This window comes from Geobacillus sp. FSL W8-0026, assembly GCF_037966255.1.
Classification (GTDB): domain Bacteria; phylum Bacillota; class Bacilli; order Bacillales; family Anoxybacillaceae; genus Geobacillus; species Geobacillus icigianus.
Window position 1 is genome coordinate 520,714 of sequence record NZ_CP150194.1, and the last position, 24,936, is coordinate 545,649.

20 protein-coding genes and 3 pseudogenes are annotated in these 24,936 nt (G+C 52.5%); 9 read left to right on the forward strand and 14 right to left on the reverse strand.

The genetic code is table 11. From position 1 onward, the window contains the following. Positions 1-17: 17 nt before the first annotated feature. The 9 genes and pseudogenes from NST29_RS02605 to NST29_RS02645 all read right to left on the reverse strand — a co-directional run. Positions 18-1,175, reverse strand: a complete 1,158-nt coding sequence (locus NST29_RS02605) for an MFS transporter (RefSeq protein ID WP_033018490.1) — start codon at positions 1,173-1,175, stop codon at positions 18-20. Next, complete coding sequence (locus NST29_RS02610; protein ID WP_033018488.1) at positions 1,175-1,600, reverse strand: MerR family transcriptional regulator; 426 nt, start codon at positions 1,598-1,600, stop codon at positions 1,175-1,177. The genes NST29_RS02605 and NST29_RS02610 overlap by 1 nt, the downstream gene beginning before the upstream one ends. A gap of 656 nt (positions 1,601-2,256) precedes the next feature. After that, positions 2,257-2,739 (reverse strand): (2Fe-2S)-binding protein, encoded by a 483-nt coding sequence (locus NST29_RS02615; protein WP_033018487.1) that lies wholly within the window; start codon positions 2,737-2,739, stop codon positions 2,257-2,259. A 399-nt stretch (positions 2,740-3,138) separates the two neighbouring features. Further along, entirely contained in the window at positions 3,139-3,975 is an 837-nt protein-coding gene (locus NST29_RS02620; RefSeq protein WP_339232686.1) for an FAD binding domain-containing protein, read from the reverse strand. Beyond that, a complete protein-coding gene (locus NST29_RS02625; protein ID WP_172418748.1) occupies positions 3,962-6,289 on the reverse strand; it encodes a xanthine dehydrogenase family protein molybdopterin-binding subunit in 2,328 nt (775 codons plus the stop codon). The genes NST29_RS02620 and NST29_RS02625 overlap by 14 nt, the downstream gene beginning before the upstream one ends. Then, positions 6,261-6,914: a xanthine dehydrogenase accessory protein PucB gene (pucB, locus tag NST29_RS02630; RefSeq protein WP_172418749.1), complete on the reverse strand. Its 654-nt coding sequence runs from the start codon at positions 6,912-6,914 to the stop codon at positions 6,261-6,263. The genes NST29_RS02625 and pucB overlap by 29 nt, the downstream gene beginning before the upstream one ends. Next, on the reverse strand, positions 6,911-7,939 hold the full coding sequence (locus NST29_RS02635) for an XdhC/CoxI family protein (protein WP_172418750.1): 1,029 nt from the start codon (positions 7,937-7,939) through the stop codon (positions 6,911-6,913). Before NST29_RS02635 ends, pucB begins: the two co-directional genes overlap by 4 nt. 190 nt (positions 7,940-8,129) lie before the next feature. Continuing rightward, entirely contained in the window at positions 8,130-8,306 is a 177-nt protein-coding gene (locus tag NST29_RS02640; protein WP_172418751.1) for an Arc family DNA-binding protein, read from the reverse strand. Between the two features lie 15 nt (positions 8,307-8,321). Then, positions 8,322-8,474, reverse strand: a pseudogene (locus tag NST29_RS02645) (SPFH domain-containing protein); the annotation flags it as partial. A 372-nt stretch (positions 8,475-8,846) separates the two neighbouring features. Here NST29_RS02645 and hutP point away from each other — a divergent pair. The 7 genes from hutP (at position 8,847) to NST29_RS02680 (ending at position 16,693) form a co-directional block, all read left to right on the forward strand. Continuing rightward, a complete protein-coding gene (hutP, locus tag NST29_RS02650) occupies positions 8,847-9,296 on the forward strand; it encodes a hut operon transcriptional regulator HutP (protein WP_172418752.1) in 450 nt (149 codons plus the stop codon). Between the two features lie 129 nt (positions 9,297-9,425). Further along, complete coding sequence (gene hutH, locus NST29_RS02655; protein WP_339232687.1) at positions 9,426-10,940, forward strand: histidine ammonia-lyase; 1,515 nt, start codon at positions 9,426-9,428, stop codon at positions 10,938-10,940. 161 nt (positions 10,941-11,101) lie between these two features. After that, on the forward strand, positions 11,102-12,364 hold the full coding sequence (locus tag NST29_RS02660; protein ID WP_033018475.1) for a glycoside hydrolase family 18 protein: 1,263 nt from the start codon (positions 11,102-11,104) through the stop codon (positions 12,362-12,364). Between the two features lie 277 nt (positions 12,365-12,641). Next, on the forward strand, positions 12,642-13,328 hold the full coding sequence (locus NST29_RS02665; protein WP_061912375.1) for a TerC family protein: 687 nt from the start codon (positions 12,642-12,644) through the stop codon (positions 13,326-13,328). A gap of 23 nt (positions 13,329-13,351) precedes the next feature. Then, complete coding sequence (locus tag NST29_RS02670; protein WP_172418755.1) at positions 13,352-14,284, forward strand: D-2-hydroxyacid dehydrogenase; 933 nt, start codon at positions 13,352-13,354, stop codon at positions 14,282-14,284. Between the two features lie 1,129 nt (positions 14,285-15,413). Then, positions 15,414-15,959: a hypothetical protein gene (locus NST29_RS02675; protein ID WP_033018472.1), complete on the forward strand. Its 546-nt coding sequence runs from the start codon at positions 15,414-15,416 to the stop codon at positions 15,957-15,959. A 395-nt stretch (positions 15,960-16,354) separates the two neighbouring features. Continuing rightward, complete coding sequence (locus NST29_RS02680) at positions 16,355-16,693, forward strand: hypothetical protein (RefSeq protein WP_033018470.1); 339 nt, start codon at positions 16,355-16,357, stop codon at positions 16,691-16,693. Here NST29_RS02680 and NST29_RS02685 read toward each other — a convergent pair whose 3' ends face one another. Further along, entirely contained in the window at positions 16,694-17,152 is a 459-nt protein-coding gene (locus NST29_RS02685; RefSeq protein ID WP_033844624.1) for a hypothetical protein, read from the reverse strand. Positions 17,153-18,562: 1,410 nt separating this feature from the next. Here NST29_RS02685 and NST29_RS02690 point away from each other — a divergent pair. Beyond that, positions 18,563-19,748: pseudogene (locus NST29_RS02690) on the forward strand (IS701 family transposase). Between the two features lie 190 nt (positions 19,749-19,938). Further along, positions 19,939-20,982 (forward strand): amidase domain-containing protein, encoded by a 1,044-nt coding sequence (locus tag NST29_RS02695; protein ID WP_119877644.1) that lies wholly within the window; start codon positions 19,939-19,941, stop codon positions 20,980-20,982. Positions 20,983-21,251: 269 nt separating this feature from the next. Here NST29_RS02695 and NST29_RS02700 read toward each other — a convergent pair. The 4 genes and pseudogenes from NST29_RS02700 to NST29_RS02715 all read right to left on the reverse strand — a co-directional run. Then, positions 21,252-21,651 (reverse strand): annotated as a pseudogene (locus NST29_RS02700) (transposase); the annotation flags it as partial. A gap of 137 nt (positions 21,652-21,788) precedes the next feature. Further along, the gene (locus NST29_RS02705; RefSeq protein ID WP_033021669.1) at positions 21,789-22,511 is read right to left on the reverse strand and encodes a lactate utilization protein C; all 723 of its coding nucleotides are present in this window, start codon (positions 22,509-22,511) and stop codon (positions 21,789-21,791) included. Beyond that, positions 22,508-23,938, reverse strand: a complete 1,431-nt coding sequence (locus NST29_RS02710; protein WP_033021671.1) for a LutB/LldF family L-lactate oxidation iron-sulfur protein — start codon at positions 23,936-23,938, stop codon at positions 22,508-22,510. The genes NST29_RS02705 and NST29_RS02710 overlap by 4 nt, the downstream gene beginning before the upstream one ends. Continuing rightward, on the reverse strand, positions 23,877-24,674 hold the full coding sequence (locus tag NST29_RS02715; protein WP_081897267.1) for a (Fe-S)-binding protein: 798 nt from the start codon (positions 24,672-24,674) through the stop codon (positions 23,877-23,879). Before NST29_RS02715 ends, NST29_RS02710 begins: the two co-directional genes overlap by 62 nt. Positions 24,675-24,936: the final 262 nt, after the last annotated feature.

The following is a 24,936-nucleotide window of genomic DNA, read 5'->3' on the forward strand; positions in this document are numbered from 1 at the left end:
GCCGCTATGCGCGGCGGTTAGGCGGCTTTCGTTTCCGACGGCTCGCCTTTGCGCCAAGCTAGGAAAAGAAAGGCGGCCAGCGCCGGCGCCATGGCGACCATAAACGGGGCTTTGACGGACAAAGCGTGGCCGATGACGCCGGACAGTACCGGGGCGATGGCCGCCCCCATCCAGCGGACGAAGTTGTACATGCCGGAAGTGACGCCACGTTCGTACGGCGAACTTTCCATTACGTAGCTTGTGAACAAGGCGTTGTTTACGCCGGATACAAGCCCTGACAAAATGATCAAGACGATCGTCAGCCACGTTGGTTGGGCGACGGCCAACAGCAGCAGCAACACCGCAAACAGCAATAAGCTGTACGGCAGTAGATGTTTCGGTTCATGTCTTTCCTCCAGCCGATGAGCCAGCACCGCCGAACCGTAGGCGAGGCAAAGCCCCCAGCCGAAGAAGACGAGGCCGATTTGAATGGCCGATAAGTGAATGATAAGCGGCGAATACGCTAGAACAACGAAAAAGCCGTAATAGTAAAGCATACCGCCTACCGCTCCTTTCAAAAACGGCGGAAAAGCGAGCAGACGCCGCATTTCTTGCCACCCGGCCGCCTTTTTTGGTTTTCCTTTATTCGGATCGTACACAAACAAGGCGACAAGCAAAAAGGCGATAAAAATGAGCACGCTCGTGCCGAGAAACGGGTAGCGCCATGAATGTTGGCCAAGCAGCCCGCCGATGAGCGGACCGCCGGCCATCCCGAGGCCGATCGCCGCCTCATACAAGCCGACAGCCGTGCTCGCCTGCGGTGTTAAGGCGATCAACAAGGTCATGGCGGTCGCAAAAAATGTCGCATTGCCAAGCCCCCACCCGGCGCGGAAGAGGGATAATTGGGGGATGTTCGCCGCAAAGCCGCACAATAATGAGAACATCGTGACAAGGCCAAGTCCGATCACCATCATTTGTTTATCGCCGACGCGGCTGACGATGAGACCAACCGGAATCATCATGACGGCCATCGTAAAAATGTAGGCGGTAAACAGCATTTCCACTTGCCAGTGGGTTGCGCCGATGCTTTCGGCAATGACCGGTAAAATCGGATCGACCACCCCGATGCCCATAAACGCCAAAAATGCAGCGGCAACGGTGATCCACCGCGCCCGTGTTTGTCTTCCTTCGTCCATTATTCTTCTCTCCCTTCCTGCAAAATCGTGTTGACTCGCTGTTCCATTTGTTTCAACTCTTGTTTGAGTGTTTCCATTTTCTTCATCTTTTCGTCCAGCATGGCGATTTGTTGGCGCAGTCCGGCAGCGATTTGTTCGAGTTCGCGCCGTTTTTCATGATCGGCAGTCTGAAGGAGTTCGGCCCGGTGCGCGGCGATTTTTTCTTTTAAGGATAAAAAGTGTTGGAGCTCCTGAAGGGAAAAGCCAAGCACTTCGCGGGCGGCGATAATTTGTTTCAGCTGTTCGATCTCCTCCTCGGTATAAAGGCGCGTACCGCCGTCGCTCCGCGCTGGCGGTTTGATCAAACCAATTTCTTCGTAATAGCGAATCGTGCGTTTCGTCAAGCCGGTTGCTTTGGCGACGTCGTCAATTTTCAATCGTTTCATGATGGGGCCCTCGCTTTCGTTGCATCATGACCAACCGCGTTTTTCACAAATATAACATTAACGTGAACGTTATATTTTTGTCAATAGGACTTTGGAATGGGAGGGAAAAACCGTGGTTTTCGCGGCTGTACAAATTCAATAAGAGGGTGTCGCCGAAAGAACGGGACACCCTCTTTCACCTGATATGCGATGATTGTACACGGAATGTATGAGGTTGGCGATTGACTCGGGCAACCGCTTCCCGGAATCATTTCTCAAGTAGAAAAACTTGTTGCATCGGCCTCTATAAGGTTGGTGATTTCGTGCAAAATACTGCTCATTCCATTCGTTTCTCAATTTGAGAAACCTTGCAGAATCAGCTTTTCCGTGAAAATGCCGAACTGTCGCGAGATTTTCATGTCTGGGTGGAGGGTCGATCGCCGCCCATGGATCTTTTCTGAATGAACATGCCGCTGATTCGTGTGTGACAGCGGTTTTTCACCGGCCTTTATGTTCGCGCGTTCCATCGGTAAACAGCGATTTTTTACCGGCCTTCTATCAAGGCAAACGACTTTCGGGGCCAGCCTCCGCCGATAACCGCTTCTACGATGGCTGAGCGTTCTTGGCCGACTCTTTGTGCCGCCGGCTGCTTGGGGCGATGTCAGCTGGAAATGGCGCTAGCGCGTCACGCTCGTTTTGCTGGCTTTGAGCACTTCTTTGACCGCCGCTTCAATTTCTTGATAGCTTGTGCAGCGGCAAATGTTCGACTCGAGCCATTCTTGAATCATCGCGTCATCGGCGTCCGGATGCCGGTCGATGAGCGCCTGAGCGTTCATGATGAAGCCCGGCGTGCAGTAGCCGCACTGAAAAGCGAAGTGGCGGACGAAGGCCTGCTGTATAGGAGCATCATCGAGCCCTTCGATCGTCGTGATCGGTTTGCCGACCGTTTCGATCGCCAGCATCATGCATGATTTGATCGGCGTGCCGTTGACGAGGACGGTGCAGGCGCCGCAGTCCCCGTTTAGACACCCCGGTTTGGCACCGGTCAGCCCGAGGTGATCGCGCAAAACAAACAGCAGCGTCTCCGCTTGGCGGACGACGACGGTTCGTTGCTCGCCGTTAATGTGCAACACAAGCTCCCGTTTTGTCGGTTCTTCCATCGTGCAGTGCACCTCCCGTCTAAGAGGCTGGTGATTTCATCGGGAATACGGCTTTAGACTGTCATTTTTCAATGAGAAAACCCTTGTTGCATCGCCTCTGCTTTTCGCCCCCGCATTGAGCAAGGGAATCAGCCGTTTTTCACCGCCCTCCTAGGGGGCCGGTGATTTACTCGCACAAACGCTTCTCAGAATCGTTTCTCAAGTAGAAAAACTGGTTGCACTATGTTCAAGCATTCCATCATCGATCAAGGCAAACAACGATTTTTCACCGCCCTCCTAGGGGCCGGTGATTATATCGTGTATACCGCTTCCTGGCATCGTTTCTCAAATAGAAAAGCCTTGCAACACTGCACACTTTTATTCATCGACCAAAGGAAACCAATGTTTTTCACCAGCCTTCTAGATGGATTCCCCTAACTCGCGAAGCGCATCTTCCAACAGTTGGGCGGCGACAAACAGACGGTAGTCTGCCGATCCTTCAATATCATGCAAAATCGGGCGCGGGAAGGCGGCGATTGCCGCTTGGATCCGTTCGCCAATCGGGCGGTTCCTGTCGTTGAGGTGCGCCTCGACGTCAGCCGAGCGAAACGGAAACGGGCAGATGCCGCTGAAAGCGACGCGAACGGCCTCGTCTTGTTTCAGCGCTGCAATCGTCACCAGCGGGTAGCCGACTTCACCTTGTTTGCGGCGCTTGCGATGGAAATGGGGCAGGGTGGCGGTGGCGCGGTCAACCTTGAACTGGACGACAAACTCACCGCGGCCCAGCTGCAGCTGTTGATGAAATAAATCATTGATGCGGGCTTGACGGATGTCGGCTGGCCCGGCGATGACGATGTCTGCTTCTGCAACGAGCAGCGCAGTCGCTATTTCACGATAAAAAATTTGCCCGCATAAGTTGCCGCCGAGTGTAATTTGGTTGCGCGCCGTCCGATCGGCGATTTCTTTGGCCACCTTTGTCAACAAAGGGAACGGATTCGTTTCTTCGAGCTCGATGAGCGCCAGCGCTGCCCCGAGCACGAGAGGATCCCCGTCGGCGTCAAGCACCCGGCATTCGGGAATCTCCTTAATATCAATGACAGCGGCGGTAGAAACGAAGCCGAGGCGCGATAGGGTGAGGATCTCGGTGCCCCCGCTGTAATAGAGCGGCTGTTTTCCTTGTTGTTCCAGTTCGAGAAATAGCGCCGTCGCTTCAGCGATCGACTGTGGCCGATAGTAGGCAAAATCAAAGGGAACCATAGCCGTCTCCTTTCTGTTTCCGCCAAATGAGTTCGGGAACGAGCGGCAGTTCGTTAAGCGGCACACCAGCGGCAAGCGATAAGGCGTTTGCCAAAGCGGCGGGCATGCCGATCAACCCGTGTTCGCCGATGCCGCGCGCACCATACGGAGCGTCGATTTGCGGCGTTTCGACAAATTCGACAATGTAGACGGGATGTTCGCCAAAGCGGATCGGCCGGTACGTGCGCAGCTGTGGGTTTAAGACACGTTGGGCTTGATCAAAAAGAAACCCTTCACGGCTGGCAAAACTCAGCCCCATGCTCATCGCCCCCATCGCCTGGCCAAGCGCCGCTTTCGGGTTGAGCACCTTGCCGGCATCGATGACCGCGTACGCTTTGACAACGCGGTACGTGTAGTCGCGGCGGTTGAACTCCACTTCGACTCCTTCGGCGCACACGCCCCATTCCGGCCCCGGTTTTCCGGCGCCGGTTTCCGGATCAAGCGGGGTCAAGTGGCGCAAAATATAGTGGCCGCGCCCGATCACTTGTCCGCCGATGGCGTTGCCGTTGGGAAATTTGTAGCCGTAGGCAATGTCTTTTACTGGGATGAAAATGGCCGGGTCATCGCGCAAAAAGACGCGCCCGAAGCCGACTTCCAAATCGGCGGGTGAGGCTCGCAGCACGCAGGCGGCAATCTCTTTCAGCTGGCGGATGGCGCCATCGGCGGCGGCCAAAGCCGCGCGCCCGGCCATAAACGTTCCGCGGCTGGCGACCGTTTTCCAATGTTCCGGCGTCGTTTGTGTATCGATGTCCATTTTGACATGAACATCGTCCACGTTCATGTTCAGCCGCTCGGCGACGATTTGCGCGAGCACCGTTTTCGTGCCTGTGCCGATTTCGACGACGCCGGAAATGAGGTTGACGCTGCCGTCTGAATTGAACGTTAAAATGACGCCGGAACTCGCGTCAGTGTCAATCGTTGACGTTTTCCAACCGCCGCTGATGCCTTTGGCCCGCACAGTATAGGCGTCAAGCTCGACGCGTTGCCACTCGTCCCAGCGCATCAGTTCACGCAATCGGTCAAGGCAGGCCGCCATATCCCCGACATTGCTTTTCGTGAGCCGCACTTGCGTCGGGGTCGTATGCCCTGGGCGGATGACGTTTTTGCGCCGCACGTCCCACGGGTCAAGCCGCAGCGCTTTTGCCAATTCGTCAATAGCACGCTCCACAGCAAACGACTGCTCGCAATGGCCGAAACTGCGGAACGGCGTCGCATACGGCCGGTTCGTATAGACGCAGAGCGAATCGCACCAGACGTGTTCGACATGGTACGGGCCGGTGCAATCAACGGCCGCGGCGCGGCTGACGTCAATCGCCTTGTCGGAATAAGCGCCGCCGTCAAACAAAAAGAGAATTTCCATCGCTTTGAAAACGCCGTCGTTTGTCGCGCCGATTTTGACCGTTGCCTCCAATCCGATATGGACGGGCGAGGTGACCATGTCATGTTCGCGGCTGTTCCAAACGCTCACTTTCCGGCCGCCGACCGCCTTCGCGGCGAGGTAGGCGAGCAGTTCGAGCTGCACCGGAGCTTTGCCTCCGTAAGCGCCGCCGACAAGCGGCGTGTGGACGATGATCTTGCCTGTGTCTTCTCCAAAATAGGTGTGAAGCAGCTTTTTGATCATAAAGGGCGACTGTGACGAGGCGGTGATACTAATCGTGCCGTCCGGTCCAATTTCCGCTGTAGCGCAGCGCGTCTCCATCGCTGCGTGGTCGGACGGGTTGAAAGAGACGCTCGTTTCGATGATGACATCGCTTTCGGCAAAGCCTTGTTCGATGTTGCCTTTTCGGATTTTCGTCCGGTGGGCGATGTTAGTTCCTGGTTCAGGATGAGTCGTTTTGTTTTTTTCGTAGCGGTCGAGATGTTCATGCAATAGCGGAGCGCCTTCTTTCAACGCCTCGCGCGGCGAGCCGACCGCTGGCAGTGGTTCGTAAGCGACGCGGATGAGGCGGGCGGCTTGTTCGGCCTGGGCGAGCGTGTCGGCGACGACGACGGCGACGACTTCGCCAAAGTAGCGCACTTTATCAGCAGCGATCGGCGGGCGGTCGCGCATGTCTTCGCCTGTGAGCGGCAGCCCCTCGCCGGTCAGGACGGCGCGGACGCCGGGGGCGGCAAGCGCGGCGCTTGTCTCGATGGAGGCGATACGCGCGTGGGCGTATGGGCTTGTCACCAAGGCGGCGTGCAGCATTCCCGGCTGTTTGAAATCGTTTGTGTACTTGGCGCGCCCGGTCACCTTATCCCGCGCCTCTTTACGGATCACACTTTTCCCAACAGCCATGGAAGGATTCCTCCTTTCGTTTTTGTTCCATGACCGCGCGTTCATAGTCGCTATAGGTGTCGATGTCCATGCCGATCCACTTGTCTCCTTCGCAGAAGAGACCGCGCCAATGCGGATCGTGAAACAGTCGCCGACCGCCTGCATCCCCCTCAAGCGCCAGCAGCGCAGGAAATGTCCGTTTTCCCCAGATGACCGGGGGCATCGGCGTGCCCGAGCGGGAAAAGGCGAGGTAATCCGGGCGATGGCGACGATAAAGAGCGGCGAGAGCATCGATCGTTTCCGCTGTTACAAACGGCTGATCGGCCAATAATACGGCGGCGGCGTCCGCCTCTTCTGCCATCGCTGCCCGCAAGCCGCAGGCGAGAGAGTGCGCCTGTCCGCGGTGACAGGCGGCGCAGCGGACAAGGCGGCATTTGTCATGGCGAAGCAGCGCGTCAGGAAGCCAAGCGAGCGCGTCATTGGGCGGCACGACCACGATGACGGGCGAGAGGGAGGAACGAAGCGCCGCCTTGAGCCCGGCTGCCCCGAGCGTCCCGTCTCCCCAAGGTAAGGCGCGCTTATCGGTCCCCATCCGCCGGCTTTGCCCGGCCGCTAAATAAACGGCGGCGATGGCGCCCTTGTTCATCGAGAGGCCTCCAGCGGCCGCCCGCGAAGAACGCTGATCAGCTCGGCAACTATGCTAATGGCGATTTCCTGCGGGCTGCGCGCACCGATCGGCAGTCCGACCGGTGAACGGACAAACGGCGGAGCCGAGCCGGAAGGAAAAAGGCGATCCGTGCGCCGCCGCGGTCCAAGCACGCCAAGATAAGCGAGCGGTATGTCGGCTAACCATTGGATAAGTTCCCGGTCGCGCTCGAACTGGTGGGTCATCATAATGACAAAGTCGCGTTCAGTAAGGTGCAGCATCGGCACCGTTTCATGCGGAAAGCCGACAACCCAAGCATCGGCGTCCGGGATGTGCGATGGCTGGCAAAACGCCGGGCGCCAGTCGCTGACGGTGACGGAAAACCCGGCGGCTTTGGCCGCTGACACGAGCGGCGGGGCGTCCGGGCCGGCGCCGAAAATGACGAGGCGCGGCTTCGGCCAAAAATGTTGGATGTAAAACGCGCCGTCATCCGTTTCCTGCACCCCATTTCGGCCGCGGAAAAACGGGGTGCCATGCAGCGCGTTGAGCCATTCCGGCCTCGGCGGTGAAACATAGCCGCCGAAGCGCTCCCCTGTTTCGCTTTGGAAAAACGGCGGTTCCTTCGGATGAGCGATGCTTCGCGCCATCAGCACATGTTCGCTGCGGTCAAGGCAGCGTTTGAGCGCCAGCCAGACCGATTTTGTATCCTCCGTCACCGGCTCGAGCCAAACACGGATGAGTCCGTTGCAGCCAGCGCCTTGCCCCCAAGACCAATCGTCCTCGGTCCGCAAATCAAACGAAACAGCAGCGGCTTGGCGGCTCACTAATACGTCACGAGCGTGGGCCGCCACCGCTTCTTCAAGGCATCCGCCGCTCAGCAGCCCGACCGTTTCTCCATTTGCGTCAATCCACATGCACGTCCCTTCTTTTTGATAGGCCGAGCCTTCAACGTCAATGATGATGGCTACCACGCCATCGCTTGGAGCGCTGGCGATCGCTTCGAGCACAGTATAGTAGCTTTCCATGCTTATCCTCCTTCCGCGTGGCGAAAAAGGCGGCTCCGCTGTTGAAAACACGGCGGGACGATCAATAAACTTTCATAATGGCCGTAAGCGGCGGCAGCGGGTCGTCCCCTTTTTAAAAAGAGCTCTGCTATCATTATATTTCTGTAACAAATGCCCATGACTGAAAAACAAAGAAGCCAGCTGTTGCCAGCTAGCTTCTTTTTTGATCCGTTTTTCCTTTTCCGAGCCGTCCGGCCCGCTTGGCGGCTTCCCGCAGCAAATACTCGATATGGCTGTTGACGCTGCGAAATTCCTCTTGCGCCCACTGTTCCAAGACGGCATACAACTCATGGTCAATGCGCAAAGGGAATGGTTTTTTCTTTGTCATCGCACTCCACAACCGTTAATATAGACTGCCCGTGTTGATCACGGGCTGGGTGGCTCGTTCGGAGACGATCGCGACCATCAAGTTGTTGACCATCGCCGCTTTCCGTTCATCATCTAACTCTAACAGGTTTTCTTTGTCAAGCTGTTCGATTGCCATTTGCGCCGAGGAGAACCCCGGCGATGAGAAGCATAGCGATGCCGCCGATACCGGTGAATCCATCGAGATACCAAGCGTTCTGTTCCCTCATTACTTGTCCCCCTGATTCATATTAATTTGATATTTTTATGATCTCATACATTCAATAAAATGTAAATCGAGTCTTATGGTGGTTTTCAGCCATTCGCTGCTTTCCCTCATGTGTGATCTGTCGGGAAGCATTTATCAAGCATCGGGGTTTGGAAAACAACCTCACTTGCCATCCCTTCTGATCATAGGCCTTTATTCCGATAACAATTCATCGTGCTAAAATATGGAAAAAACGGTTGACTCCATATTTCCCACTGTCATACAATAGAAAAAAAGCAAACGGGAGCATCGAGCATGGGAAACGAAAAATCGGCGCGCATCGGCCGCTTGGCGCTTTTGTTGGCGATGCTTGACGAAGGAGAGGAAGGCCCGGTCCTTCATCAGCTTGAGTCGCTCGTTTGGCGCTATTGCCAAGGGCGCGTCGGGGCGATGGAGCCGCAAAAAATCGTCGCGGCGATCGAGACGGCGGCGAAACGGCATGGAGTGGTTGACGGCGGCTTGTACCGCGATATGCACGCCTTGTATCATGCGATTTTAGAGGCGGTGCACGGTGTGACGAGGGGGCAGATGGAGCTAGGAGATTTGTTAAGAACGGCCGGCCTTCGTTTCGCCGTCGTGCGCGGCACACCGTATGAAGGGCCAAAAGAAGGAGAGTGGATCGCCGTCGCCTTGTACGGGACGATCGGCGCTCCGGTGCGCGGGCTCGAGCACGAGGCGGTTGGGCTCGGCATCAATCATATATAACGCGGCGGCTCGGGCCATTCGATAGAGACGGATCCGCCTAAAGCAATGAGTCATGAGGAGGCGAATCTTGCCGGAAACGGCAGGGGCGCCTCTTTTTGTGTTTGGACATGAACGAAAGGGGATGAAATGATGATCGTGTTGAACGGGTATTCGTTAACGCTTGACGAGGCAAGACGCGTCATTTATGGGAGGGAACGAGTGGCGGCCGCTTTAGAGAGCATGGACGCGGTTCGAAAAAGCCGAGCGGCAGTGGAACAAGCGATTTCCAGTGGACGAACGATCTATGGGGTGAATACGGGCTTTGGCAAACTCGCTGATGTGCGCATTGAAGGAAGCGACCTTGAGCAGCTGCAAATCAATCTTCTCCGCTCACACGCCTGTGCGGTCGGCGAGCCGTTTGCCGAGGAAGTGGTGCGGGCGCTGCTTCTGTTGCGGGCGAATGCTTTGTTAAAAGGGTATTCCGGCGTGCGGCCGGCGGTCATTGAGCAGCTGCTTACGTTTTTGAACGCCGGCATTCATCCGATCGTGCCCCAGCAAGGTTCCCTCGGTGCGAGCGGCGATTTGGCGCCGCTGGCTCACGTGGCGCTGGCGCTTGTCGGCGAAGGGGAAGTGATGTATCAAGGCCGGCGGATGCCTGCCGCCCAAGCGCTTTCGCAAGCCGGAATCCCACCGCTCTCCCTGAAAGAGAAGGAAGGGTTGGCGCTCATTAACGGGACGCAGGCGATGACGGCCGTCGGAATTTTGGCTTGCTTAGCCGCGGAACAGCTCGCTTACGACAGCGAGCGGATCGCCGCATTGACGGTCGAGGCGCTTTATGGCGTGACCGATGCCTTTGACGCCCGCATCCACGAAGCCCGCGGATTTCCGGAACAGGCGGAGGTGGCGGAACGAATGCGCCGTTATCTCGCTGGATGCCAGCTGACCACAAGGCAAGGGGAGCGGCGCGTGCAAGATGCGTACTCGATCCGCTGCATTCCGCAAGTGCACGGGGCGTCGCTCAGGGCGCTCCGCTATGTGAAAGAAACGCTCGAAATTGAAATGAACGCCGCCACCGACAATCCGCTCATCTTTGCGAACGGGGACGTTCTTTCCGGCGGCAACTTTCACGGCCAGCCGGTAGCGATCGCCATGGATTTGTTGAAAATCGCGGTGGCGGAGCTGGCCAACATGAGCGAGCGCCGCATCGAGCGGCTCGTAAATCCGCATTTGAACGAAGGCTTGCCGCCGTTTTTAAGCCCGCAGCCCGGTTTGCAGTCGGGGGCGATGATTATGCAATACGTCGCGGCGTCGCTCGTATCGGAAAACAAGACGCTCGCTCATCCCGCCAGCGTCGATTCCATTCCGTCATCGGCCAACCAAGAAGATCATGTCAGCATGGGGACGACCGCCGCCCGCCATGCGTACATGATCGTGCAAAACGCAAGAAAGGTGCTGGCGATTGAGCTCATTTGCGCGTTGCAAGCTGTCGAAGCGCGCGGCGTCGAGCGACTGGCTGTGTCAACGAGGCAGTTTTACCACGAGGCGCGCCGCATCGTTCCTTCCATTGTGGCGGACCGCGTGTTTTCCCACGATATTGAGGCCATGGATGCTTGGCTGAAGCGGCGGGCGGTCAGCAGCTGTTCAAACAGTGGAGCGAGCGTTTAAAAAAATCAAAGACAACATGCAACGATGGCCGGACGGACAATACGACATTTCCATCATCGGTTTAAAAAAATCATAGACAACATGCAACACCCGGTTAAGCGCATATATTAGAAGATATCGCCACCCATTTTTCACATCAAGCCATAACGGAGGCGGTGCAAATGTTTTCCCATACAGTGCAACCGGGAGATTCGCTGTTTTCCATCGGCCGTCGATACGATTATTCGGTGGAAGATCTTCGCATTGTCAACGGGTTGACAGCGTCAAACATCGTCCCCGGCCAAGCGTTGCTCATCCCGCTCTACACGTACACGGTGCAGCCAGGGGATACACTGACTGCCATTGCTCGGCGGGCGTTCGTCACACTTGAACAATTGCAGGCAGCTAATCCCCATCTTCAGCCGAATGCCCTGCGCCCTGGGATGAAAATCACGATTCCCAATATTTCATGGTATCAGGCGACAACGTTAGGCTACTATGTCGTTCGCGAACCGAGCGCCGACCGGACGATGATTCGTAATTTTGCCCCGTATTCGTCGTATATCACCCTTTTCGAATATCACTTTGCCCCGAACGGCGATGTGGTGAATGAACTGGATGATGTGGCTGCTGTTAGGGAAGCATGGCGAAATCGGGTGACGCCGCTTGTTGCCATTACAAATTTAACAACACAAGGATTCAGCCCGATACTTGCGAGCCGAGTATTGAACAACCCAGAGGCTAGGACGAATCTCATTGAAAACATTTTTTATTTAGTATCGCGAAAGGGATATGGCGGGGTCAACATTGATTTTGAGCAAATCCGTGGCGAGGACCGCGATTTATTCACCGGTTTTCTGCGCCAGCTGCGCGATCGGCTCAAGCCGGCCGGATATGTCGTGACGATTGCGGTTCCGGCGAAAACGAGCGAAAATATTCCATGGCTGCAAGGATACGACTATGGAGGAATTGGTGCTGTTGTCGATTATATGTTCATCATGGCTTACGATTGGCATCATTTGGCCAGTGAACCTGGCCCTGTGGCGCCGATCGGCGGGGTGAGGGCGGCGTTGCAGTTTGCCGTTGAACGCGTACCGCGGCAAAAAATCTTGTTAGGACTTCCTCTTTACGGATATGACTGGGTCATCCCTTATCGACCTGGAACAATCGCTAAGGCACGTTCCAATCAAGAAGCGATTCGTACGGCTATGCGCTATCAATCCTTTGTTCAGTATTCATTGGCGGATGAATCCCCGTTTTTCCAGTATACTGATGAACTCGGGAACGTTCACGAAGTATGGTTTGAAGATATCCGAAGCATGGGACAGAAAATGAAGTTAGCCTGGCAATTTCAACTTGCCGGCGTTGGAGCATGGCAGCTTACGCTTCGATTTGCTCCAGGATCGTGGTTGCTGCGCAAGTTTTTTACGATCCGAAAAGTTTGATGTGACGGCTTAGCACCGCTAAAACAGCCAAAGTGCTAGAAAGGTCGGCGGCTTAGCGATGCATAGCCGTCTTTCTTTGTGCTTTTCTCGATAAACAGCTGATCGTTAGAGACGCTGCCGTTTTTGTATCGACTCATCCTTTCGTATTGTGCGAAGTTAGCGAACTGAAAAAACCTTGTGCAAAGTCTTGTCCTCTCGCGGCGTATTGTACAGTTGTCCCTTTCCTTGATTTGCGGTAAGATGAGAAAGAGGGAAAAAGGGGAAAGGGTGGCTTCTGTTGACGATTTCGGCCGCGGCGTTGTTGGCCTTATGGAAAATTATTGCGATTGATATCATTTTGTCCGGGGATAATGCGGTCGTCATTGCGATGGCGACGCGGCGGCTGCCGAAAGACCAGCAAAACAAGGCGATTTTTTGGGGGACGGCTGGGGCGGTGTTGCTCCGCCTCTTGTTTGCGGCCATCATCGTCTTTTTGCTGAACATTCCGTTCGTTCACTTCGTTGGCGGATTGCTGCTCGTATGGATCGCCTATAAAGTGCTTGTTGAACGGGAAGAGGAAGCGAACGTACAATCATCAGACCGGTTGCTGAAGGCGATTATGACGATTATCATCGCCGATGCGGTGATGAGCTTGGACAACGTTGTTGCTGTGGCTGGGGCGGCCGAAGGGCATCTTGGCATGCTGGCGCTCGGGGTAGCCATCAGCATCCCGATTATGATTTTCGGCTCCAAAGCGATCGTCCGGGTGATGGAACAACACCGATGGGTCGCGTACGTTGGGTCGGGCATTTTAGCGTGGACGGCCGGGAAGATGATCGTTGGCGACGAAGGGGTGCTCCGCTTGCTTCATCTTTCGCACGGTCCGTTCGTCTATGCCGTCGCGGCCGGTGTGACGATTTTTGTTTTGGCTGCCGGCTACATCGCGAATAAAAAAGCAGCGCGTGAAGAAGGGACGTTGATTTGAGCGGCTGGAGGTGGTGTGCGTCCATGAACATCCAACGCATTCTCGTGACGGGAAGGCTTTATGCCGAGCTTGCCTCTCTTCTTCCGGACAAGCGGCCCGATAAAGCGTTTCGCTTTGTCGCTGAAGACGAATTGCAGGAGGCGGATTTTGCTTGGGCGGACGCGTACATCGGCTTTCGGCCGGCCGGGCCGTTTTCGCTTGCCCATTTGCGCTGGGTGCATTCGCTCGGCGCGGGGGTCGACGCGTTTTTGTGGAAGCGGGAATGGAAGCCGGACGTGCTGCTGACGCGGACGATCGGGTCATTTGGCGAGCAGATCGCCGAATATTGCCTCAGCTACTTGCTGCGCGACGCCCAATGCCATGACGTGTATGCTTGGTATCAAGAACAGCGGCAGTGGAAGCCGGTCGCCCCGAAGCGACTTAGCGAACAGCGGATGGTCATTTACGGGACGGGCGAGATCGGCCGACGCATTGCCGAAACGCTTCGTCTGTTTGGGGTTTCGCCCGCCGGCGTCTCGCGAAGCGGCCGAGACACGCCGTCGTTTTCGGCTGTTTACCGCCATGAAGAGGCGGGGGAAGCGCTTGCTCGCGCCGATTGGGTGATCGCCGCGCTTCCGCTGACAGAGGAAACGCATCATCTCTTTGATAAGACGTTTTTTTCCTGCCTGCACAATGCGGGCTTTATCAATGTCGGCCGCGGCGCCACGGTCGAGGAGGCGGCGCTTGTCGGGGCGCTGGAAAACCGAAACGTGCGCCTCGCCGTGCTCGATGTGTTTGAAGAAGAACCGCTGCCGCTGCACTCGCCGCTATGGGGTCATCCGCATGTCATCATCACTCCGCATATCGCGGCGCTCACCGCGGCCGAGGACGCCGCCCGCTCTATATTGGACACGCTCCGCCGCATCGAAACGGGCGAACCGCTTGCCAATGCGGTCGATGTGAGCCGGCAATATTGAACGGTATCCTACCTATTTCACAAAGGCTTTTTGAGCCACTTTTTGACCGGCACCACGAGCGACGGCCGCCTTTTTGGTCATCGCTCGTCCCTCTTTGGGACATTTGTTTTCATCCATGTCCAAACCTTTCACAATCCTTGGCTGATTAGGGCAGTGGGCGGTCCAATGCGTCCCACGTATAGTTGGCTGCGATGGGTCTTTGTCTCATAAAACAAGCCAATCGCTTGGCCGACGTTGGCGAAAGGGGAACGGTGAAAAAATTTGTCCAATCGTGGAAAATACCGTTGATTTGGTAAATTCCGTTTTGTTATGATAAAAATAGGTTCATCACCACAACGTGTACTTGACAATTGAGACTTCTTTTCGTGTCGATATGTATGAAAATTGTTCATTTACTGTTTTTTCTTTACAGGAGGAAGTATAGCATGTTTTTTGAAACAGTCAAGCACAACTTTTGGTGAAGAGCAATAGTGAAAGACCCCATGGGTTGGAAAGCGGAAAGACGAGAGCAAGGACGAGTGTCTGGCGTTGGCAATGTCCGCCTTTGCCAGTTCGAGTGTTTCCTTCTTCTTTGCAATCTGTCCAAGACCGGTGATCCACGGGGAACTACCGCTGTCCAACATTACTTCTCAAATTGAAAAACTTTGCAACGATGTCATTTCATTCCTTGGCACTTCTCATCAATCGAGCAAATCTGCGGTTTTTATCAGCCTTCTAAAAGGCCGTTCTAGGGCATACAAGTTTCCCTGTATCGTGTCTTTATGGCATCAGCCCTTCTTTTCACACGTATTCACCGTTGAAGGAACATTCCTGTTTTTCACCCTCTTTCTTTCGAAAGGGAAGTTCACGACTGTATATTGCGTTGGAGTTCAATGTTCCCATAATCATAATCAATTTTGATAATCTGCTAAAAACGCGACTCGTTTCCACATCGCTTTGTGACTCCACAATGACCACGGAATTCAACTTTCTGAACTAAGAATCCAGCCGGTTTACCTCACTAGCTATACAACTGTCATGAAAAAGGGGAGATCCACGAGATTAAAATGGCTTCGCGTTGTGTTTCTCAACTGCATTGGTGTTGATATGATTGATGGAAAAAGGGGAATAGCAAAGGAGAGTGAATGTTATGTTTCGCCCATTACAGTGGAAGCGATTGATCGCCTCGCTGATTGTCTTTGTGGCAGGACTAGCGAGCCTATTTGTCTCAGGGGGGAGCACGGCTACAGCTTTCAGCTTAGTAGCAAGCCCTGCAAGTGACCGTGATCTTGTCGCTGTACAGCAGACCATTGTTCAAGCTTTAGAGGCAAGATGGCGTCTAATGATCGATCCACAGGTGAACATAAAATCGTTTTATGATCCGGACACTTCCGAACAAGAGGAAAGCCGCGAGCGTGCCTATGTGAGAAGACATTACTTGGAACCGGCTGCTCGTGCTGGGTTTCGATATACGAGTGTAAATGTTCATCCTGTCTTCGAAAATGTTGAGATTAGCGGCAAAACAGCCAAGGTTCAGGTCTTCGTTTCAGTTGAGTACGAATCTATGTTTCCGGGATCAAATGAAGCCGTGATGACCAAGGAAGCGAACATTCCTTATTCCGCTACCTTGGCCAAACGGGATGGTCATTGGCTGATTGTCAAGGTGAGCGGTCAAGATACGTATTCGAAAAGATGATGCGTATCACCGTCATTGGGATTTGGGAGCGAAGACGACACGGTTTCTCCATGTGACGGATTATTATTGGGGGAACTAACCTAAAAGGCGGTTTTCCTAGCGTCTACAGTTTTCCAGTATCATTTCTCAAATAAAGAAACCTTGCAACCCCGATTATTCTTTTCACACTTTCGTTCATGGACTAGGGGCAACCGCTGTTAATCGCCTGCTGCGAAGTGTGATGCTAGACTTCCATAACGAAAAAATTTTGTCACCATTGAAAGAATGAAAATACCTTTCCACATGTTCGAATTTGGGTAGTTTCATGATAGATCGTCCAGCAAAAATTTCGTGTGCTATGGACGTATTCCAACGCTGAGAGTTTGCTTAAGCCTGTGGGAGCGGAGGAGGATGAAGTGCGCATAGGCATCCCGTTGGTTTTAATCCTTGTAATTGCTTTTTTTTCAGGATGTCAGCAGCAACAGACTGTGCCAGGGTATCAAGACATCCCGCTGCATCCACAAGCGAGTGACATTCGTTCGGTGGATGAACGGGTGGAGTTTGTTGTTGCGTCTTCTTCGGCGGAGGAAGTGGCTGACTATTATCTTGACGAATTGGAGAAACGTCAATGGACTCAAGTTGACAGGTGGGGATCAGCTTTCGTTTATGAGAAGAATGGGAGACAAATTTTGCTGGTCGTTACGGATGTGAAAAATCACGCGAAAGTGTCTGTCAGTCCGTTCCAACCGAATTGATCAAGACGTCCAACCGTTGCGAACAACCACTTTTGCCGCATCGAAGTCGGGAAGCCGCTTGCCAATGCGGTTGATGTGAGCCGGCAATATTGAAGGAAAAAGATGTCTCCAAAACACAATGGGACGCCTCTTTTCTATGGCATCATTGTGAAAGGAAGAAGGAATGTTAGAAATCCTGTTGAAATTTACAGAAAAAGCCGTCTGAAAGCCCACGGTTTCAATCGTGGGATGAAAGACGGCATTGCTCGGCAATCCCTTAAGAGGATGGCTTCGAGCCACCATTTTTCTCTTTAGGTGTGGAATCTTAAAAGAAAAGGGGGCGAAGCCATGCCCACGATCACACTCAGGCTGGGGAGGCACAACCCAGCGAAGAGTGTCGTCTGGTTCGATAGAGCGGGCCAACTGCTTCGCTTGGACGGCGATGTCGTTCGGATAGAGAATGCGGTTCGTTTTGAGCATGGCGATGACGTGAAATCCTTTTTTATATAGAAGCAACGAAAGCGTTTAACATATCCTTAACGGAAAAGCGGCTTGTCTATTTTTGACTGTCGAAGGCAAGCCTGTAGCTTGCCTTCGTCACGCCTTAGCGTGACGGAAGACCGAACAACGACCCGCTTCACAGACCCATACATGGGTCTGGAAGCGGCGTTGTTCGGTCGCCCGACAGTCGATCCAATGACCGGTAAAAGCTATAAATGTTAAAGCTTTAAATTGCATCTATATAGACAAGCTTTCACGAGCGCCTGCGATGGATACTACGAGTCCATCAGCACATAAACGGGACGGCGTACATCCCATTTTGTTTCGATGTCAATTTATGTTAGCGAATTTGCTCATCTACAGTAGTGAGAAAAAGACAGTAATCACGAACATGGATCGGTTAATGGTTTTTTGAAACAGCACTTGGGTTGCGGCGATTATACGGGGTGTGCAACAACATTTGTTTAATCGCTTGATCAGGTTCGATTTCTTTGAATCATTTCGAAAAACGAAATGTATAAGATTATGATGATGTTTTATGAAAAAAGGGGTGTTGCAACAGCAACAAGAAAAAGGCATGACTAATCCAAATCATTATAAGGTAGGTGGCATTTTACTTTTATGAAACTTAGATTTTCTGAAAAAAGTGGAATATTCATGAAGGTTCTCTTGTTAGTTATTTCATGGTTTATTATTTTATTCAGCTTGATGATTCAAAATTCTGATGCGTTCATTTATTGGTTTAATCCAAGCGTAGTATCAATTAGTGATGAAAGGTATTTTTATACTTTAGTTCCTACCTTTCTCAATATCCTACTTTTATTTTTCCAAATTAAGTTTTTGGGGGTTAGAGAGAGAAAAACAACTATCCACAAAATCTTGTTTGTTACGCTTATCATTAATAGTATATTGTTTTTATATTATGTTATTTACCAATTTTTCTGGTAAATCGAAAATTATTGGCGCGTTAACACAACATGTACATGGTAAGCGAGGTGTTTTCTTAATCCGTCAATCATGTATGATTTGCTGATTTTTTTCTATGGGTGCAAGTAAGACATGATCTGAGATAGTCAAGTACAACTTTTGGTGAATAGCCAAATTATTCATTGAATAACAGTATGAGTAACATCATTACCCGACTTTGCAATATTTCTCCAACGCTCTGAACGAAGTCTTTCAACGTTTGATGGATCGCATTGAAGCGAAGGTTGGCTTGCTCTAACTTGAATATGTGAAAAACAAAGGAGTGGATTGTGTGAAGATCTTTAACTGTAGATGAGCAAATTTGCTAACATAAATTGACAGCTAAACAAAAAAGGAGACATGAACCCAGCTCCTTGAGTAAAATAGATGTGCTCAAACTACCCACAAGGAGGTTCATGTCTCATGAATAGATTAGCACATCATCAAGGAATCCACAAGTTTTTCATGACGCTGGGATTGGCGCTTGATTTCTCGAAACCGGTCATCAAGCATCTCGTTCATATTGTGGATGCCTTGACTACCAAGGGATTTTCGGGAACATTGACCGATGTCCATCACTGGAGTTTTCATCCCAATCATCGAACCACGCTCAGCCATTTTTTCACGAAAAGCCCTTGGGATGAAGAGACGTTGCTTCGCAAACTCCAGCAATGGATCCTTCATCGCATCCAGCGAATCGCCAAACAGGAGAATCAACCCCTTTTTGTTTCGATTGATGATACGATTTGCCAAAAAACGAAGCCTTCGTCACGGGCTGCCCGCGCCATTCAAGGGTGTGATTGGCACTACTCGCACAAAGATCATCAATCCGTTTGGGGGCATTCGCTCGTTTGGCGGATGGTGCATACTTTCTCGCAAGCGTTCCCGTTCGCCTTTCGTCTGTATGACAAGACGGCGGGAAGAAGCAAGATCGACCTAGCGATCGAGATGCTTTCCTCGCTCAAGGGGAAACGGGCTCAGCCGGTGTATGTGCTCATGGATTCGTGGTATCCGTCCCAAGCGCTCATCGAAGCCTGCCTGAAACAAGGATTCCATGTCATCGCCATGCTCAAGACGAACCGGATTCTCTATCCGAAAGGTATCGCCATCCAAGCGAAGAAGTTCGCCCGCTATATCGAGCCCAACGACACCCACCTCGTCACGGTGGGGAAGGAGCGTTACCGCGTGTATCGCTACGAGGGAGCGATCCATGGCCTCGATGACGCGGTGGTGCTGCTGGCTTGGAAGGCGGATGAACCGATGACGCCAGATCATCTCCATGTCGTCTTGAGCACCGACCGGGAGCTAGGCGATGAAGAGATCTTGCGTTATTATGCCCAGCGCTGGACGATCGAATGCTTTTTCCGGCAGGCCAAAGACCAGCTGAAGTCAGGTGGACCGTGTTCGTCACATTCGGGCGGTGAAACGGTATTGGGCCGTGGTGCTCTTAGCCTGCGTATACAGCATCGCCGAATCTCAGCAAGACCTCTCTTCCGGCCTGGAGCTTCTTCGGTCTCGGAAAGGGCACAGCGTCGTCGAGTTCATCTACGATGCCGCGAAGCAAGATATTCCCATTGATGTGATCAAAAAACAGCTCCATGTCGCCTAAGGGGTCCCCTGTTTGTCTCTTAGGGCATGGAAATTATTGTAATGAAAGATGCTCATCTACAGTCTTTAAGTATTTGCTTGTCGTTCCAATCGTTTTTTTGTTATTTTTTAATTATTTCAATATTTATGTAGCTAATGCTAAGCAATTAAATTATAATTACCAATATATTGAAAGAATCATAAAAGATTATATGGATCGACAATATTCTTCGCTACAAGATTCTAAAGTGAGTAATTTTGATGATATAGTAGCTGATAAATATTTATTAGACATTTTAAAGGAAACAATTCAATACAAAATCGATTTTTATAGTGAAATCAACAAAAAAGTACTAGGCTATAAATTAAGCATATCAAATATTGAGACTAAACTTGAGAATGGGAGAATTGTGGCGCATATCTTATCAAATACAGAGCTTACTTTTCAAAAAGATGAATTTGAACCATATACTTATCTTGAAGAAATAGAACATATCATAGTCATAGAAAATATCAAAGATGCTTGGAAAATCACTAAGGATATCTATGATGAACTTGGCGCTCCCAACGAGTCTGCCATTAATGACCTAAACTATAATAAGAATTTTTATGATATGTTCAAGAAGAACAAAATTCCTGTAAAAGAAAAAGCTAAACTCTCAAAAAAGCTACAAGACTCAATATCTCAATATTCTGTAGATGAAACGCAAAATAGAACAAGTTTAGCGTCGACTCAAATGTTTTATTCGACAGCTATCGAATCGACATCTCTCGACAAAGCTGTTGAGTATGCTAGAAAATGGGCCTTATCCTACAATCCGGAATATAAAAAGTATGATAATGATTGTACAAATTTTGTTTCACAGATCTTATACGCTGCTGGATTCAAAACAGATTCTACATGGAAACCTTATACGAACGCTTGGATACAAGTAGAGGCATTTCATGATTATCTTGTTGACAAAAAAGGTTTCAACAGTTATGAGTATAGTTCAGGAGATGAGGCTGGCAATGCGGCTAATAATGCAACAGTTGGTGATGTAATACAGTTCTATAATATCACAAAACTTCGATATTCTCACACCGTATATGCAACTAAGAGGGTATGGAGATCAGAGCGAGGAACTTATGACATTCTTTATTGTGGACATTCAAGTGCAAGACTTGATTATAGTTTAATTGATGCATTTGAGTCAAGCAGTTATTATACAAGATTAAGAGTGATTAAGATTTATTATGGACCACTTATTGCATAAGACAGGGTAGCGTCAAAAGTTTGATGAAAACTCCACACATGCCATCCCATGGAGCATCGTGAGGCATCTTGGGAGCCGGATTCGCCCTTGACCAACACCCGCCAAAGGTGAGAAAGCGTCGTCAAGGGCGACGGGGACAAAAAAGAGGGCATAGGAAAGCCGCCCTTGCCCTTGCCGCATTTTCCCCTTGGCGGTGTTCGGTTGGTCAAGGGTTCGCTTCGCCGAATCCGGCAGGAGTTCTGTTCAACGGGCTCCGGCGAACAAAAAAGTCAGGGCGCCTCTTGTTGGAGAAATGCTTGTGCCATGGCGATCCGTTTCGTCCACCGGGTTGGCACAGGCGGAAGATCCGCCAGTTCCGGGATGACGACCGGCACCCGGCCTTCGAGCGCGCTGTGTGGGCGCAGGAAGTTGAAATACGCCACAAACAGTGTGACAAAAAAGGACACCGAGCCTTCTTCCGCCCCAAATCCGTGAGTCGATCAGCAGCTGCCTTGAAACGTCCGATTGAATCGCTCAATGTGGTTTTGAGTGGACGGAACTCCTCGGACACCGGATCCTCGTTGGTCAGCCGATCACTTGGCGGACATCGAATAGGATCCCGTGCTGGGCAAAGAAGTGCTGCACCAGCAGGTAAAGGGGATTGTCGTCGACGACAAACGACAAGTCGTCTAGGATGGCCGGCAGCTATTGGACCGCGTTTGCCTCATTAAAAGCCGGCGAACCGCTTGCCAATGCGATCGATGTGAGCCGGCAATATTGAACGAAAAAACGGTGCCCGATGAACAAGGGGCACCGTTTCGTTTTGCTTACCGGTCGGTGACAATGATATACGCCGCTTTCATTGGCCCGTGGACGCCGACGACCAAGTTCATTTCAATGTCGGCGGAGTTGCTCGGGCCGGTGATGAAGTTGATGCATGACGGAACGAGGACGCCTTGTTCGATTTGCTCGTGAATGAGCGCCGCCGCTTGCGTCATGCGCGGCACGATGGTGCTTTTCGGAACGATGGCGATATACGTCTTCGGCAGAAAGTGAATGGCCCGCCCTTGCCCGTTGCGGGAAAACAGCACGACCGTTCCCGATTCGGCGAGGGTGATGTCGCTAAAGGCGATGCCGACGTTCGCCTGTTCGGCGGCGTCAATGTTTTGGCAGCCGAGCGCCGGGTTCCACACGTGAACGTCCGTTTGTGCCGCCGGCCATTCCTCCTGAAGCAAGGGGGACAGGCCATACTCGGCAAAGCGCGGATCGTTTGGCACGATGACCGGTCCGCCGCCGTAGGCCGACACTTGTCGCTTCAGCACGCCCGCCAGTTCGGCGCTTGTTGTCTCGATGTAGTCCGTATGAATAAGTGTGCACTGTTGGCGAAGCGCCGCCAGCAAGTCGTCTTGACTATAGCCGGCAAACACCGTCCATTGCGGCGCATTATCCCATTGCGGCCGGGAGATGCCGGACAGGCGGGGGCTTCTTCCGAGACGCTCGGCGATCGTTTGTAAAAACGCGTCACGGTTTTGAATCGTACCACGCATCATGATGGATTCCCTCCTTTTTGCCGATTGTGAAACCAGTCGCGAAACCGCTCTTTGCTTGGCGCCGGAAACTCGCGGCTTTCTGTCCACGCTTTCAGTGGGCCGGGGCCTTTTCTGATGCGCCCGTCTTCGGCAAACGGGGCGAAGGCGCTTGGCGCCAACTTCGTGCCGAACCGGTACAATGACGGCGAGGCGGTCCCGAGGCGAAACGCCTTCATCGCCAGCTTTTCCGCGACCGGCGCTTTTCCTTCCTGCTCGACGATGATTTGGCGATGTTTGATGAGCAGCTCATGAAGCGGAATTTTCACCGGACATGCCTCCGTACAGGCCGCGCAAAGGGAGGACGCGTACGGAAGCTCCTTGTAGTCGTCATAGCCGCCTAAAAGCGGCGACAAGACCGCGCCGATCGGGCCGGAGTAAATCGAGCCGTACGAATGGCCGCCGATATGGCGGTATACCGGGCAGACGTTGACACAGGCCGCGCAGCGAATGCATTGCAGCACCGGCTGAAACTCTGTGCCTAAAATCGATGAACGCCCGTTGTCGACGATGACGAGATGGAACTCTTCCGGTCCGTCAGCGTCCCCTTCGTCGCGCGGACCGGTGAGGACGGTGATGTAGCTCGTCAATTTTTGCCCGACGGCGCTGCGTGTCAACATGCTCACAAGCACTTCCATTTCTTCAAATGTCGGAACGATCCGCTCCATGCCCATGACCGTAATTTGGGTTTTCGGCAGCGCGGTCACTAAGTCGGCGTTGCCCTCGTTCGTAACGAGAGTGATCGAGCCCGATTCGGCGATGGCGAAGTTGCAGCCGGTGATGCCGATGTCAGCCGTCAAATAGTCGCGCCGCAGCGTTTCGCGGGCATGACGCGCGAGTTCAACCGGATCGGACGATTTCGTATAGCCAAGCTTGCGGCGGAAGACGTCGCGAATTTGCTCTTTGTTTTTATGGAGCGCCGGGCCGACGATATGCGACGGCGGGTCATGATCGTCAATCTGCAAAATGTACTCGCCGAGGTCGGTTTCGACAACGTCACAGCCGATGGCCTCAAGCACCGGGTTTAAATTGATTTCCTCGGTCACCATTGATTTGGATTTGACGATTTTTTTCGCCTGTTTTTCCAAAGCGATGCGGCGGATGTAGTCGTTCGCTTCTTCGGCCGTCCGGGCGAAAAAGACGTGGCCGCCCCGGTTGGCAACGTTTTCACTAAGCTGCATTAAATAATAGTCCAAGTTTTCGAGCGTATGTTTTCGGATTTGTTCAGCGAGCGAGCGCCACTCCTCCCAATGGCCGAGCTCTTCAATGACGCCAAGCCGCCGCACATAGCCGCGGTCTTGCATGCCGGCGACCGCCCCGCGCATAAAATTATTTTGCAAGTTTTCCTCGACCCGTTTCCAAAACGGCCCGTTTTCGATTTTCATCGGCATTGTCGTTTCCCTCCTTTTCGCTATGCTGATTTAACACTTCGGCGATATGCATGACGCGAATCGGTTTGCCGAGCCGCTCGATGCGTCCGCCGATGTTTAGTAAACAGCCGCAATCGGCACCGATCACGTAGTCGGCGTCCACTTCGTCGATATGGGCGATTTTCTCATCTACCATTTGTTCGGAAATCGGACCCATTTTGACGGAAAACGTGCCGCCAAATCCGCAACATTGATGAGCGTTCGGCAGCGGAACAAGCTCAAGCCCGTTGACGCGTTCTAATAAGCGGAGCGGCGCTTCTTTGACGCCAAGGAGCCTTGTCATGTGACAGGACGTATGGTACGTCGCCCGCCCGGGGAGCGAGGCGCCGACATCCTCGACGTTCAGCACGTCAACGAGAAATTGCGTCAGCTCGTACGTTTTCGCCGCTAGGCGCTTCGCTTCGTCTTCCCATTCCGGATCGCCGCGGAAGAGGTGTGGGTATTCTTTTACCATGGCCGCGCACGAGCCGGATGGGGTGACGACATAGTCGGCAGCGGCGAACGCGCGCATCATTTGTTTCATCGCCTCTTTCGCTTCTTGGACATAGCCGCTGTTATACGCCGGCTGTCCGCAGCACGTTTGCGCCTCGGGAAAATCAATCTCACAGCCGAGCCGCTCGAGCAGTTCGACGGTCGCTTTGCCGGCCTCCTTATAAAAGAGATCGATCAAGCAGGTAACGAATAACGAGACTTTCATCGGTTCTCCCTCCCGTGTACCGAGTTTAATGAACAGGTCATCTGATGACTATATGTCTATTATAAAATGTTTTTTTCCGATTCGTAGCCCTTTTTTGAAAAAAAAAACACTCATGAATAAGTCTTGTTTCCCCCTAGCATGAAATGATGAATTCAGACGACACATTTTCACAGAAAGTCCCATGAGCAGCGCAATCTGCCCTCCACTTCGGGATGCAAACGCGCGCCGGTGCAGCATGTTCACGGAAAAGATCCATGGGCAG

Bases quoted from the DNA above. Each gene is read 5' to 3' on its own strand.
- NST29_RS02605 (WP_033018490.1), bottom strand. From the start codon at position 1,175: ATGGACGAAGGAAGACAAACACGGGCGCGGTGGATCACCGTTGCCGCT.
- NST29_RS02610 (WP_033018488.1), bottom strand. From the start codon at position 1,600: ATGAAACGATTGAAAATTGACGACGTCGCCAAAGCAACCGGCTTGACG.
- NST29_RS02615 (WP_033018487.1), bottom strand. From the start codon at position 2,739: ATGGAAGAACCGACAAAACGGGAGCTTGTGTTGCACATTAACGGCGAG.
- NST29_RS02620 (WP_339232686.1), bottom strand. From the start codon at position 3,975: ATGGTTCCCTTTGATTTTGCCTACTATCGGCCACAGTCGATCGCTGAA.
- NST29_RS02625 (WP_172418748.1), bottom strand. From the start codon at position 6,289: ATGGCTGTTGGGAAAAGTGTGATCCGTAAAGAGGCGCGGGATAAGGTG.
- pucB (WP_172418749.1), bottom strand. From the start codon at position 6,914: ATGAACAAGGGCGCCATCGCCGCCGTTTATTTAGCGGCCGGGCAAAGC.
- NST29_RS02635 (WP_172418750.1), bottom strand. From the start codon at position 7,939: ATGGAAAGCTACTATACTGTGCTCGAAGCGATCGCCAGCGCTCCAAGC.
- NST29_RS02640 (WP_172418751.1), bottom strand. From the start codon at position 8,306: ATGACAAAGAAAAAACCATTCCCTTTGCGCATTGACCATGAGTTGTAT.
- hutP (WP_172418752.1), top strand. From the start codon at position 8,847: ATGGGAAACGAAAAATCGGCGCGCATCGGCCGCTTGGCGCTTTTGTTG.
- hutH (WP_339232687.1), top strand. From the start codon at position 9,426: ATGATCGTGTTGAACGGGTATTCGTTAACGCTTGACGAGGCAAGACGC.
- NST29_RS02660 (WP_033018475.1), top strand. From the start codon at position 11,102: ATGTTTTCCCATACAGTGCAACCGGGAGATTCGCTGTTTTCCATCGGC.
- NST29_RS02670 (WP_172418755.1), top strand. From the start codon at position 13,352: ATGAACATCCAACGCATTCTCGTGACGGGAAGGCTTTATGCCGAGCTT.
- NST29_RS02675 (WP_033018472.1), top strand. From the start codon at position 15,414: ATGTTTCGCCCATTACAGTGGAAGCGATTGATCGCCTCGCTGATTGTC.
- NST29_RS02685 (WP_033844624.1), bottom strand. From the start codon at position 17,152: ATGCTCAAAACGAACCGCATTCTCTATCCGAACGACATCGCCGTCCAA.
- NST29_RS02695 (WP_119877644.1), top strand. From the start codon at position 19,939: ATGGATCGACAATATTCTTCGCTACAAGATTCTAAAGTGAGTAATTTT.
- NST29_RS02705 (WP_033021669.1), bottom strand. From the start codon at position 22,511: ATGATGCGTGGTACGATTCAAAACCGTGACGCGTTTTTACAAACGATC.
- NST29_RS02710 (WP_033021671.1), bottom strand. From the start codon at position 23,938: ATGCCGATGAAAATCGAAAACGGGCCGTTTTGGAAACGGGTCGAGGAA.
- NST29_RS02715 (WP_081897267.1), bottom strand. From the start codon at position 24,674: ATGAAAGTCTCGTTATTCGTTACCTGCTTGATCGATCTCTTTTATAAG.